Annotated in this window: 18 protein-coding genes; 1 reads left to right on the forward strand and 17 read right to left on the reverse strand. The window is 31.9% G+C overall.

The genetic code is table 11. The features are described from left to right. Positions 1 to 9: 9 nt before the first annotated feature. Positions 10 to 1,230 (reverse strand): tyrosine-type recombinase/integrase, encoded by a 1,221-nt coding sequence (locus BC781_RS21755; RefSeq protein ID WP_109621907.1) that lies wholly within the window; start codon positions 1,228 to 1,230, stop codon positions 10 to 12. A 378-nt stretch (positions 1,231 to 1,608) separates the two neighbouring features. Between BC781_RS21755 and BC781_RS25900 the strand changes: the two genes are divergently transcribed. Further along, positions 1,609 to 1,911, forward strand: a complete 303-nt coding sequence (locus tag BC781_RS25900; protein ID WP_109621910.1) for an Arm DNA-binding domain-containing protein — start codon at positions 1,609 to 1,611, stop codon at positions 1,909 to 1,911. Here the strand turns inward: BC781_RS25900 and BC781_RS21765 are convergent. The 16 genes from BC781_RS21765 to BC781_RS21840 all read right to left on the reverse strand — a co-directional run. Next, complete coding sequence (locus tag BC781_RS21765; RefSeq protein WP_109621912.1) at positions 1,851 to 2,303, reverse strand: TrmH family RNA methyltransferase; 453 nt, start codon at positions 2,301 to 2,303, stop codon at positions 1,851 to 1,853. The two genes, BC781_RS25900 and BC781_RS21765, sit on opposite strands and share 61 nt — an antisense overlap. A gap of 280 nt (positions 2,304 to 2,583) precedes the next feature. Beyond that, a complete protein-coding gene (locus BC781_RS21770) occupies positions 2,584 to 2,895 on the reverse strand; it encodes a hypothetical protein (RefSeq protein ID WP_109621914.1) in 312 nt (103 codons plus the stop codon). Between the two features lie 90 nt (positions 2,896 to 2,985). Further along, a complete protein-coding gene (locus tag BC781_RS21775; protein ID WP_109621916.1) occupies positions 2,986 to 3,603 on the reverse strand; it encodes a hypothetical protein in 618 nt (205 codons plus the stop codon). An 86-nt stretch (positions 3,604 to 3,689) separates the two neighbouring features. Next, positions 3,690 to 4,664, reverse strand: coding sequence for a transglutaminase domain-containing protein (locus tag BC781_RS21780; protein WP_109621918.1), 975 nt, complete (start codon positions 4,662 to 4,664; stop codon positions 3,690 to 3,692). Positions 4,665 to 4,756: 92 nt separating this feature from the next. Further along, entirely contained in the window at positions 4,757 to 5,137 is a 381-nt protein-coding gene (locus tag BC781_RS21785) for a hypothetical protein (protein WP_109621920.1), read from the reverse strand. Positions 5,138 to 5,328: 191 nt separating this feature from the next. Then, on the reverse strand, positions 5,329 to 5,796 hold the full coding sequence (locus tag BC781_RS21790) for a hypothetical protein (RefSeq protein WP_109621922.1): 468 nt from the start codon (positions 5,794 to 5,796) through the stop codon (positions 5,329 to 5,331). A gap of 124 nt (positions 5,797 to 5,920) precedes the next feature. Further along, positions 5,921 to 6,739 carry a hypothetical protein gene (locus tag BC781_RS21795; protein ID WP_146201756.1) on the reverse strand — a complete coding sequence of 273 codons (819 nt, stop codon included), beginning with the start codon at positions 6,737 to 6,739 and terminating at the stop codon, positions 5,921 to 5,923. A gap of 75 nt (positions 6,740 to 6,814) precedes the next feature. Beyond that, positions 6,815 to 7,486, reverse strand: a complete 672-nt coding sequence (locus BC781_RS21800) for a HEAT repeat domain-containing protein (RefSeq protein ID WP_109621925.1) — start codon at positions 7,484 to 7,486, stop codon at positions 6,815 to 6,817. A gap of 91 nt (positions 7,487 to 7,577) precedes the next feature. Beyond that, positions 7,578 to 8,141, reverse strand: coding sequence for a hypothetical protein (locus tag BC781_RS21805; RefSeq protein ID WP_109621927.1), 564 nt, complete (start codon positions 8,139 to 8,141; stop codon positions 7,578 to 7,580). Between the two features lie 107 nt (positions 8,142 to 8,248). Continuing rightward, positions 8,249 to 8,569 (reverse strand): hypothetical protein, encoded by a 321-nt coding sequence (locus BC781_RS21810; RefSeq protein ID WP_109621929.1) that lies wholly within the window; start codon positions 8,567 to 8,569, stop codon positions 8,249 to 8,251. A 2-nt stretch (positions 8,570 to 8,571) separates the two neighbouring features. Continuing rightward, the gene (locus tag BC781_RS21815; protein WP_109621930.1) at positions 8,572 to 8,859 is read right to left on the reverse strand and encodes a hypothetical protein; all 288 of its coding nucleotides are present in this window, start codon (positions 8,857 to 8,859) and stop codon (positions 8,572 to 8,574) included. A 97-nt stretch (positions 8,860 to 8,956) separates the two neighbouring features. Next, positions 8,957 to 9,556 carry a hypothetical protein gene (locus BC781_RS21820; protein ID WP_146201757.1) on the reverse strand — a complete coding sequence of 200 codons (600 nt, stop codon included), beginning with the start codon at positions 9,554 to 9,556 and terminating at the stop codon, positions 8,957 to 8,959. Positions 9,557 to 9,820: 264 nt separating this feature from the next. Continuing rightward, complete coding sequence (locus BC781_RS21825) at positions 9,821 to 10,339, reverse strand: hypothetical protein (protein WP_109621932.1); 519 nt, start codon at positions 10,337 to 10,339, stop codon at positions 9,821 to 9,823. A 102-nt stretch (positions 10,340 to 10,441) separates the two neighbouring features. Next, positions 10,442 to 10,834, reverse strand: coding sequence for a hypothetical protein (locus BC781_RS21830; RefSeq protein WP_146201758.1), 393 nt, complete (start codon positions 10,832 to 10,834; stop codon positions 10,442 to 10,444). A 304-nt stretch (positions 10,835 to 11,138) separates the two neighbouring features. Further along, entirely contained in the window at positions 11,139 to 11,798 is a 660-nt protein-coding gene (locus tag BC781_RS21835) for an SUKH-3 domain-containing protein (protein WP_109621934.1), read from the reverse strand. A 97-nt stretch (positions 11,799 to 11,895) separates the two neighbouring features. After that, on the reverse strand, positions 11,896 to 12,639 hold a 744-nt coding region (locus tag BC781_RS21840; RefSeq protein WP_211323926.1), incomplete at its 5' end, for a hypothetical protein.

Here is a 12,639-nt window from a genome sequence, read left to right on the forward strand (position 1 = left end):
TCTGCAAGTTTATTTTTGATTGGAAGGTATTATTTTAATCTCTTTTAGTGCATTTTTTAAATCTTCTTCGCTGGTTGCCACATATTTCATCAAAGTCTTTAAATCTTGATGACCAGTAAGCTTCATTACGGTTGTTACAGGAACTCCGTTTTGAAGTAGTAACGTTATCCCTGTTCGCCTTGCCATATGTGATGTTACACACTTCCATTTTGGAATCTTTGTTACCTTTATGTTACTACCAGAGTAATTATATTTCTCAACTTCTCTTGTTATCCCTGCCTTACGGCTAGCCTCTTTAATGAACTCATTTAATTTAGCATTATGTATTCTGGGCAATTTTCCATTATACTTTTTCAGAATCTTTATCGCTGGGGAAGCATAGCCCACCAAAGGTACCGTTATACCTTTTTTAGTTTTCTTAGACATGAATCGCCAAAGGTTCTCTGATAATTGGGCTTCATCAAATTTAATTAAATCACTATAACGCTGACAAGTAAAGCATGCAAAACAGAAAAGGTCACGGGCTACATCAAGATTCTTATCTTCAGTTGCAAATTCATGAGTGAACAACTTTATCAATTCCTGCTCAGTTAGTACAATTGGTTCTTTTTTAGGAGGAGATTTATATTTGAGAACTAGATAAGAATCATTATCGTGGTATTTACGATCATAAGCCCAGCGCATGAAAGCTTTAATGCTTTTAATATTTCCATGGATTGTACTATCCTGTCTTCCTTTCTCAAATGAATAATCAAGGAAGTGATCAAGGAATGAAAGATTGATTGTCTGAAATGTTATTTTATAACCTGTAGATTTTTGAAATCTTTTCAACAAACTTACAACTACAAGGTACTTTTTCTTAGTTCTTATACTATCATACTTCCCTCTAAATGCCGCAAATTCTTCAAAAACAGAAAAAAAATCATTCGCTTCAGGTGGTTGAAATAAAGCCCTAATCAAAGCAATCACCTCGTTTTCCTCTTTACCCTCAGCTAGTGCATTGTAAAAAATAGTCAATACTTTCTCCTGCTGGGTCATAAGATATTTATTTATAGCAAGAGCATTTGCTGTTTTTCGTTTAACACACATCCTTATGGAATCCCATTGCTCAGGTTTTACCTTCAGTCTTGTATATAGTTTATAACGCTTGCCATTAAGCCTAAAATATAGGAATATTTTATCCTCTCCTTTCCTGTTCAGAGTTCCCGATAAATGATATCTAACATTCATAATAACGACATTATAGTTGTGTGACGATCTAAATGCCGAGGCTTATTCTTTGCTGTAATCAGGTTTGTCTAATAGGGGAAGAAATTAGGGGACACATTAGGGGGATGTATTTGTCAAAAACATACTTAAAGTGGCAAAAACAGCTGCTTTTAAGTATGTTAAAACTTAAATTAAAGTCCCGCTGGGGCTACAAGATATGTTACAGAATACGCAGAATTTGAACATTATGCTCTTACGACTACGTGAGGGCATTTTTGTTTTACACAAAATTTGATCTACAAGCAGTAGATACCCTCATTTGTTTAGCAATTTGGTCTCAGAGTGTTTAGCAATCTTGTTTGACCAAATTTTTGCTAAACATTTTAACCTATAAAACTTATGAGTTGTACTGTAAAATTAAATTTAAGAACTAGTCATCCAAAAAAAAGTGGCGAGTGTACGATTTACCTCCGTCTGACTATTAACCGAAAAATACATTGGATTAACCTCAAAGAACATGTACACCCTGAATACTGGGATGATCATTCAGAATTAGAGAAAATAAAGTCAAACCATCCTAGAGCAAAACGACTCAATATCAAATTAAGGAAAGAATACAACAGGCTCAGAGAGATTATTGATCAGCTTGAGATCCTCGGACAAACAGATTCATTACCAAACCAAACTGCTAATCTTTTTTGAGTATAATTACCATCTTGAAGATATAGATTCTTTTTCCCTTTCACATGTGGTGATGTAACAATTGAAATATATCTATTTTTCTCTAGATGTTCCAGACACTTATCTGTACTTTCAAAAGTCTTGACAAAAGTCCATTTAATAGCAGAAACAGATGTATTTAAAAGTGACTTTCTTGACCTCATTCCTTCCCATTCTTCGGGTAGTCTTTTTTTACTATCAACCACATAGAGCTTCTCAACTCCTAATGCATTTATAGTACGTACCACTTTACCAATATTCTTGAAATCTGTTGGTTCTTCCAGAACAGCTATCAAATTTTTACATCTTAGGTCTTTTACTTTGTCTGCCTTTATTCTTAAAGAGCTTTTATTGTCTTTTGAATTTTCACCCATTTCAAATTAAGTCTAGTTTAATCGACTCATCTTTCATTCAAAAAAATGAGAATACACTAACTCTTGTGCCTAACGACCCGGGCATGATATCGCAGGCAGATTGCGTCGCATAGCTGCCTGTGGAATATGCCCCTTGTTATAGCTTTTTAATCGCCTACAATAAGCAGACTGTGATTATTATTTATAGCTGTCTGAAAGACTTCCTTCCAATTACACTTTGAGTCAATTAATTGTTCTAGAAGCTTCAAATCGTCAATATACAATCTAGTATTTCCATTTTTCAAATTATCCGTCCTTTTCGATAAACACCTATCGACTTATGATCTATACTTGAAATAAAGTGTTCATTCCATAAAACGTAATTATCATCAAGAGTCTGTAAAAGTAATTCCAATTCAGTTAAAGATATCGTTCTTGAATTTTGTCTGTCTAAAATCAGATGAACTTTTGTTGTCTGAAAATAATCAGAAATTAGACGTACTAAAGTCTTAACATCTTTATTAGGTGATTGACCTATGTGGTAATACTCATATTCCCAGTTCACCTTATGTATTAATCTTTTTGAAGTATTAAAAAGATCTCTTGAATCCATTATCAATTAGCTATAACGAATCGGGCATGGTAATGCACTTAGGTCGTGTTGCTGGTAAGTGCGGTGTGAACTATGCCCCTTGTTATAGGGTTATTTTATCCTTTTTAAAAATCTTAATCGATTAGTTCGCTTGGCATATTTAATATACTTTGAGTAATGAATATCCCACAATCTTAGTATTAATTCATCTTCATTAAGTAATTCTATTTCCTCAATTTGCTGACTTATCATACTTGTCCATAAAATGCAATACCTATTCTTATATTTAACAATACTTGGTATTGATTTACATGTTGAAATAATTCTTGGATACTTTATAGGATACTCGTTATAACTGTCAACAAACATCTTCCTTGACGTTGAGTCCATAGAAAACTCAAGATAATACTGATTTTTTTGTTTTTGAATTCCGCTAATTACACTCTTTTCGAATTGCCATACGCCTTTTAATTTAAATGCTACTTTATGGAGGGTATCAATTTCTGATAACGGGGTTCCATCTGCTAAATTCAATTCAATTAGCGAATCTAAAGATGAATACTCTCTAGTTAGTTCATCTAAATCAATAGAGCTATCATCTAATAATTCCTCTACTTTTTCGATTTCATAATATAGGGTATCATATATTACATTTTGCGAATAGATAACTCTCACTAAAAGCCAAAAAAATATAGTAAATAATACTCTCAAGTTAATTTTATTAATCATTCCCTATAACGACTCGGGCATGGTGTCGCAGGCAGGTTGCGTCGCAAGACGGCCTGTGCAATATGCCCCTTGTTAGCCTCTGTTATTTATACTTTCAATAATGGCTTTAATTTGTATACAGCTATTGCTTTATTATTGCAATAAATAGTCAAATATCCTCTTTTCCTTCCGCCTTTAGGAATCTCAAAATACGGTTTCCCTTTATCTTTTTTTATCTCGATTCGAGTTGAATACTTATCATTATTAAATGCATATGTTAACTTTCGGCTTGTTTCTGAATTAAGATAAAAAATAACTTTATCCCCTTCAGAACTATCAATTACTCCGATTTGGGGAGATTCAATTTTAAAATCTGAATTTAAATATTCTGAATAATATAAAGGAAGGTTTGCAAAATCTTCTTTTGTCTTAGAAATTAACAGCCACTTAGCATCGGAGGGATAATGCTTATAAAAAAAAAATTCAGGATCAGTAAAAAAGTATGATTCATCATATTCTTTGATAAACAGCTCTGAATTTACATATCCCGCTCCCCAAGTTGAATCTATTAACTTCCACTCATTATTAATCTTAACTGCATTCCACGCATGATCTTCAACTTTCGGATATATCCCAATATCTCCCTTTACTGTTTTGGATGAACCACTAATAATTACACATTCAATATCAGTTAAATCACATAAACTTTTAAAAATCCTAGAGTATCCATCACATATTGCCACTTTTTTCTTAAGAACTGACCTTACTAACTTTTCATTATATTTTTGTTCTTTTCGCTTTAATTCTTCCTTAGTACGATAAGTAAAATACACACCTTTCTTATTCTTTTTTGAATAAAGTGTTTCAACATCATAGGCTATATTGTTAGCGATCCAAAAATATATTGCTCCAACTTTATCAACCTCTTCTTTAAAATCTTTATTAATTTTAGATGCTATTTTTTCAGGTTTCGTAAATCTAGAAGGGTAATTCTTTACTATAACTTTGACTTTATCACTTATTTGGGCATTTACTGATAAGTCTAAATTCAGAATTAATACAAATAATAATAACTTTTTCATCTCTTATGGAGGCTAACGACTCGGGCAGGGTATCGCAGGCAGATTGCGTCGCATAGCTGCCTGTGGAATATGCCCCTTGTTGTGCTTAGTTTTTAAGGTTTCCAAATAATGTAGTTTTCAACTCCTTCATCAGTTTCTTCATCTACTAATGTCCATTTTAGAAATGAAGAAATTTTGATCAACACTTTTTCGATTACTTTATAGTCGTCATGATTTTTCTTAGTACAGACAATTGTTATCAAGTTTGTATCATCGAAACTTGAATCTAATTCATTCCAATTATCTATACTTTTTGCATCTAGAAGCGACAATTCTATAAAAGGAAAATGTTCTTTATTTTGAAATCGAAAATCTCCAATATTTTCAAGGTCAGAAATCTCATTTAAAAACTCTAATATTTTTTGAGTCGAAACTTTCTCACTTAAAAATTCATCTTTATAGATGTTCAAATAATAGTAATTATCAGACCACATTTTGTATATCTGTAAATTCTGCCCAAGTATTATCTTTAGTTGAATCGAACAATTAGAACTATCATATTAGAAATTTCATTTCTATGATTCTTAAGAGTTATACTTATTAAGCACAACGACTTGGGCATGGTGTCGCAGGCAGATTGCGTCGCAAGACTGCCTGTGCAATATGCCCCTTGTTGGGCTCAGTTTTATTTAATTGGGCTTTTAAGCATTTGAATTAAAACATCTTCAACTTTATCTCGAGTAATTTCATCAAACTGAAAAACATGTATTTTACTATTAACAATTGATTTTTCCATTGAAAACATAACATTCTGATTTACCCCTTTTCCAAAAATCATGATCCGAATCGGACTACTATCACCATTCAAAAACAGTTCAAAACGTATCTCTGGTTGGACATTTTCTATATTCAAATTTTCATACTTTAACTTTAATTCATGTCCATAGTCTTTAAAAGAAACACCTAAATCGTCAAAGACAGGTTTTATGATATCATTATATACCTTCTGAAATTTTGAGAAATATTTTTCTTTACCTTCTTTTTTTCTCTTAAGCACTTCATGTAGCAATTGCTCTTGTTCTGACTTAAATTTCTCTTGAGCACTTAAAATTTCATTAAGTTTTTCAGAACCTCTTTTTTGGGGATATTTCATAATAGATTTTTTAATTAGCAATATTGAGCCCAACGCCTAGGCTATAGTGCGTGTGTATCGGCTAAGGTCGAGTCGACCGCAACACTGCGTGGACAATGCACCTATAGCCGATGTTAGCATTATTTTATAATTTGACTATTTGCCACTTCAACTCCCTCTCAATTACCAACTTTTCTTCATCCGTTAAAAACAAAAGTAGTATTTCTTGACCACCTGTAAATTCGGATGTTAGTGTATAAAGTCCTGCCTTATTTATTTCAAGGCTTTGGTTTATTTTTTTAGTTATTTCACTTAGGTCATACCAATCATCCCAATAATTAGGATTTACAGCATATCTATTTCCATTACTTACAAAGGATATTTCGATTGGTCCCTCATCAGAATCCCATGTTTCTTTTATTTCTGTTGGTTTGAAGGTTTGCTTTGAAAGCTCCTCCATATCCTTAAGATATTCTGTGTAAGATGAGTTTTCCTTACATACATCAGCCTCTAAATCTAGCAGAATAGCTTTAGTATTATCTTGCAATGCAATCAACATAGACTCTTCAGTAAATTGTCTCTGCTTGACCTTTTTATCTTTAAGAACGTTATCTGAGCAATTGGTTTCCTTAAAAAAGCCTGCATTCTTTAAATGAAATAATACATTTTTAGTATCAAATGTAACAAGGGTATGTCTCTTCTTTTGAAGTTCTTCAATATCAAGTATCTCTTCATTTTCAAATTTGTACTCTATAAAAAACAACCAATCTTCAGTATCTAAATACCCTCCATTTTCAATGTATATTTTCAATTTCTCATAGAGAGTACTACTTATGTTATTATGTCCCCTATGAATATTTAGAGTTTCAAGAAGATCTTCTTTAGAGTATTCCATATTGGCATCTTTATTTGAACATGAAATAGAAAAAATGAACACTATGTAAATTATTGGAATATACTTCATTATTTAATGCTAACGACTCGGGCATGGTATCGCAGGCAGATAGCGTCGCATACTGCCTGTGGTCTATGCCCCTTGTTATAGGCTTTTTTTATTTTCAATTAGTTTAATATAGTAAGATGATGAATTTTGATATCTATCATAATTCAATTCTATAAATTCTCTTGCTACTAGTAATACTTGATCATAAATCATTTCCAAGTCAACCGTTTTATCTTGGACTGAATTCCACTCACTTTTATGTTCGTTCGCGATGGGAGTATTAGACATAATTTCACACATCGAAGAAAACTTAATATCAATATTTTTGGATTTTAATCCATCAAGTAATACGTGAATTCTATCTTTGCTACGATGACTAAAATTACCTCTACCAATCGCATAAGTGATCTTTATTTTTGTTTCATTATCTCCTTTATAATACTCGTCTAACAACATATCTAGTGCTCTGTCACCTATAATACTGAGAGCCCAAAACGTTTTATCAACTACTGGTGTAAATTGATCAAATAATAGATTGTAAATTTCACCGATTAAAGAGTCATCAATATTTGTAAGTGATTCTGAAAACTTATCTATTAGATGATAAAGAGCAAAAAAACGAATGTGTGATTCAGGGGATTTCAATAATTCAATTAAAAGAAAAAAAATCTCAGAGTTTAGTAATTCTGAATTGGCATTAGAAATAGCTTCATGTTTCTCTTTTTCTGCCCCATTCTTCAATATGTTTTTAAACTCTTCTAAAGTCATAATAATTGCCTATAACGTATCGGGCATGGTATCGCAGGCAGGTTGCGTCGCATAGCTGCCTGTGGAATATGCCCCTTGTTATGTACTTTTCTTAATTTGATTTAAAATCTGATATACATTCATTGCCAAAAGCTCCACTATTAAAAGCTAAAACAATATTGTCTTTATAATATTGAAACGAGCAATTATCCGAGTACTTTTTTTGTTGACTAGAATTCAAATCATACTCAAATAATAAATAACTGTATACTCCTAATCCTCGGTAACCATATTCTATTTCTGCTGGGTTTCCATTAGAAATTCCAATACAGTTTACCTCTTCTAATTTTAAAAACAATTCAATAAAACTTTCATCCGTTAAATTAAGATGCTCTTTGACATTTAAAAAGTCTGGTTTAGAAGTAAAAGATTCAAGATCAAAGTCCCATACTTTTATTAACTGTTGTCTAGTATCAGTATCAAAGACTGATAAATCAAAATTATTCTTAGAATTGAATCGAATCTGAACTGAATAATTCTTTGGTATCTTATTACGAAAGTAGAAATGAAGCTCTTGAATTTCTTTGGAGTTCTTTTCGTAATTAGTGATTAAATCATCCTTATTGACACCACAAGAAGCTAAAATGAATAAAAATATAATCTGGTAAAACCTCATCTACATAGATAATAGAAACTTGTACATAACGACTCGGGCATGGTATCGCACTTAGGTCGTGTTGACGGTGAGTGTGGTGTGAGCTATGCCCCTTGTTGTAGCCAGTTTTATTTTTTATTGTTAATTACTGTCGGGTTTAAAATATTTTCCAAATCTCCTTTTTCCAATAATTCAGAAATTGTTCTTTCAATGCAATCCCTTGTCAATTCTTTTACAAACAAATCTGGTGGAATTTGATAAAGACCTTTCAAATTTTCTCCACTTTCCATATCATGCTTTAATGACGTCTCTAAGAATTTATATGTCCATACGTTAATACCGTAGTCTCTTCCATCTGATAGCGTGACATGAATATTCGCAAATTCATTTTCAACATCCCAATTATTCGGATCAACTTCTTCGAACTCTAACCACAGTTTAAACTCCATTCTTAAGATCTTTTCCAGTTAAAATTTAAAGCACTACACTTAGGACATTTCCCATATTCTTCGTCAAGTTGTTTGAAACTACATCGGTTACACTGACCATATTCAATGTTGATATGTGTCACAATGTATTTTGCATCTCTGTGACTCAATTTCTTTTCATCTATCAGTTTTTTTACTGCTCGAATAGTTGAGCCTTCTTTCACTTTCCTATAGTGCTCTTTTTCAGCTGAGGAAAACTCTGGAATTTCAATTCCTTCTTTCGGTAAACAGTTTTTACACCGAACTTTCATTTTTTATTTTCAATTGGCTACAACGAATCGGGCATGGTATCGCAGCCAGATTGCATCGCATATGGCTGTGGAATATGCCCCTTGTTGGCATCTGTTTTTAATTTTTAAAGTAAATAAAGTCTAGATAATCAAGGCTATCAAACTTTCTTGTAATTCGTGAATTTTGATAATCTTTGGGTAAAGTAAATTGATTAATATCTATGGAGCCTTGAAAAGAGTTTGAATAATATACACTATCATAATTTTTCAACTTATATCTAAGCTCTGTTTCAAAACTACCACCAAAGTTCAATACTTTAATAACAGCACATTCATTCCTTTTAAGTTCTGAATCATAGTAACTATTACCACACCAACTATATTGCCAATACTCTATTGGTTTCCATTTACCTTTATCATCCTTAGCTTCACAAATCATCAATACTCTTCCATCTTGAGTTTCAAGATAAATCTGCTTAGTAGTATCCAAATTAAATATGTAAACAGGTAATGCTTGAACCAAACTTGAATCACTATCGGCTTTGTTAAATATCGTATATTTTAGTTTTGGCATTTGATAACCCCAATATTTTTCGATATCGATAGAAAGAGTATCTTTTGTATCCACAACTACCCTTAAATCAAATTTCTTTTGTCTATCATTTTTCGAAATTGGATTCCATTCGGAGTCTTTGTTTCTAGACTCTTCTAATTCCATTACCTCTATTTTATTCTGTGGTGAAATTGAATATTCTACTGAAATTAAATTCGATGTTTTGGGTAAAGAATCTTGATAAATTAAATACTTATCATGGTTAAAATCTTGTTTCGATTGACAAGAAGTGATGGGTGTAGTCAAAACCAATATGTAAAAAAGTAGATTCCTCATATTATGGATGCCAACGACCCGGGCATGGTATCGCAGGCAGATTGCGTCGCATAGCTGCCTGTGGAATATGCCCTTTGTTGTGCAATGTTTATTTTACTCGTTAAGACCTAAAATATTAGGCAAACTCCATTTATTTTTAGTATTCTTCGATTCAACTTGAACAGGAAGGCTATCTAAACAATTGCATAATTGCTGTTTCTCTAATTTAGAGACTAAGAATACTTGTAATTTAATTGATGAACCATCTTTTAAATATAAAATCAATTGATTCATATCACCATTTGAGATATTTTTTAAAGACGTATGAAATCCCTCATATCCTAAGTAAATAAACTTTAGCTTTAGAATTTTATCATATCGAATCTGATGTGAGTTAAGAACAATACAATAATTAAGAAAATTAATTACTCCATTTTCTTTCTTTGAAAATATAAAGTTTAAAATCAGTGCTACACTCCAAACTCCTAGTACTATATAAATTGAAATAATTTTTTCAATTAAAGGTATAGATATAATAAATACAGCTATTCCGATATAAAAAAGTGTTTTTACAACAAAATCAGCAATACTATTTATATTGTTGATAGTTATGTCAAAGCTGATTTTCTTCATTTATTAGTTGCTAATGTTGCACAACGATACGGGCATGGTATCGCAGGCAGATTGCGTCGCAAATGCCTGTGGAATATGCCCCTTGTTAGCGGTTCGGCTTCTTTAATTCATTATTTCATTTTTCTTGATCCAAAGTTCGTGTCCAATTGAATCGCTTCCACTTCGATATCTGAAGAATGCTTTCTCGTCTCGGTATTTTGATTTTTTGAGGATTCCGAATTTGTAATATTCTTCACTTCCTCTTGTTACACTTACATTAGAAAAGAAAATTGTATCATTTTTGATTTCGTAATTTCCTCTCACCTCACTTATGCCAAAACATACACTCCTTTCTTTAAACTTATTATTTGGTTTCAATTTGAAAGTTGTCATGCAATTTAATGCTCCTTCTCTTTGGGCTATGAATAAGTCTTCACCTTCAAATCTGTCAAAATTTATTATTCCCCTTGGTTTCAAGAAAATTAATCCTAAACTAATCGCAATTATTACGATCATCACGTTTCGATTTCGATTCGAAAATTTTTCTTTGAACCCTTTCACAATTTGAATTAGACATATCATCAATAAGACTAAAAAGATAATTATCAAATAAATGAAAATTGGAAAAGCCCAAATACCTATTTTCCCTTCCCAAAAATGACTTAAATTCACAATTAGGAAAAAGACAATTGTTGTTATTACAAGTCCTTTATTTTTCAATCGTTTTGTTTTTTACTTACTGACCGCTAACGTATCGGGCATGGTTTTGCACTTAGGTCGTGTTGACGGTTAGCGCGGTGTGAACTATGCCCCTTGTTAGCTATCTTTTTTTCTTTCCTATTACTTTAAAAGAAGTTGTATCAGTTAACTCTAGAAGTTCCTTCATCATTTGTTCAAAATCATCGCCTTCATACAGATACAAATCTAAACTTACTACATTATCTAACTGATAGAATTTACCTTCTCCATCTACAAATAAATTTATGTGATCATTATGAGCTGACGCAAAACAAACAAAGTTTTTGTTAATGCCGTAATCACTCATATTGTAAGTCCGATTTGGATGGTCTAAAAATTCAACTAGAGTAAGTGTCCAATTATCTGTTTTGCATGGAGAAACTAACTTCAATCCTCCAAATTCTTCAAGAATTTTTTCTGCATTTTGAACCTCAGGTTGAGTGTTTATTTTGCTTTTATGCAAACTGATTTTTCTATTTGGGTACCACCCCGAATCTCTCAGAATCTTATAGTATCTACTACGTTCAAAATCAGCTTGTGATATATATTTATCTAATATCTTCTTTTGAAGAATATTTAATATGTCTTTGTCATCATAATTAACTTCAATGAGTTCAAAATACAAATCTTCTCCAACTCTAGATTCTAAATCAGACTCATTATAAAGCCAATATTCGAAATCCATACTAGCTTCATCTCCAACTAGAAAATTTAGAATTTTATTCTTTTCAAATTCTTCCATCTCAAAAATAGATGATAGCTAACGGCTCGGGCATGGTGTCGCAGGCAGATTGCGTCGCAGATGCTTGTGCAATATGCCCCTTGTTGTGCATAGTATTTCATTCTAATGGGGCTATTTTTAAAGGTTCTTCTAGTTCATTTAAAAGAGGGTTTCTCTTGATCTGATCATTTATCGACAAGAAATGAATAGCTAAGATTAATTGAATATTAGGGTCATCCAAATCAAAATAACTGTTTTCTTTAAAAATTTCATTAAGCCCAATATCAAATACATTAAAACCACCCGAAGCCTGAATTTTATCAGCATATTTAGCAATTCTTATATTTTTTTTTCCTAGATCTATTAAATATTTTTGATACTTACCATCATAGACTGAACAAATATCCTGAAACTTTCTCTTACTAGGATAACGTGTTGCTTCGCAAAACATCCAAATTTCATCAAAAGTTGTTGATGAAATCTGTTTATAAAGTTTCTGTTGTTCATCAAAATCTATTCTTGATAACAATTCAAATGCATTTACTAGTAATGAACCGTAGTTTTTTTCATTAAAACAAACTTTAAAATCTAAACCTGTATCGTCACAAATCGAGTTCTTAAAGAATTCGGTTATCTTTCTTAGATCAGCAATCTGTTCAATTGTAAAGTTTGACTCTAGTTCCTTTTCAGTGTGTTTCATTTCACACGCGTTCAAAATACATAAGAAGAGAACCTGTATTAATATTAAAATTAGCTTTTTCATAATTTTATGCACAACGACTTGGGCATGGTGTCGCAGGCGGGTTGCGTCGCAAACGACCTGTGCAATATGCCCCTTGTTGTGCTTAGTTTTTAATTTAAA

This window comes from Sediminitomix flava, from assembly GCF_003149185.1.
Taxonomy (GTDB): Bacteria; Bacteroidota; Bacteroidia; order Cytophagales; family Flammeovirgaceae; genus Sediminitomix; species Sediminitomix flava.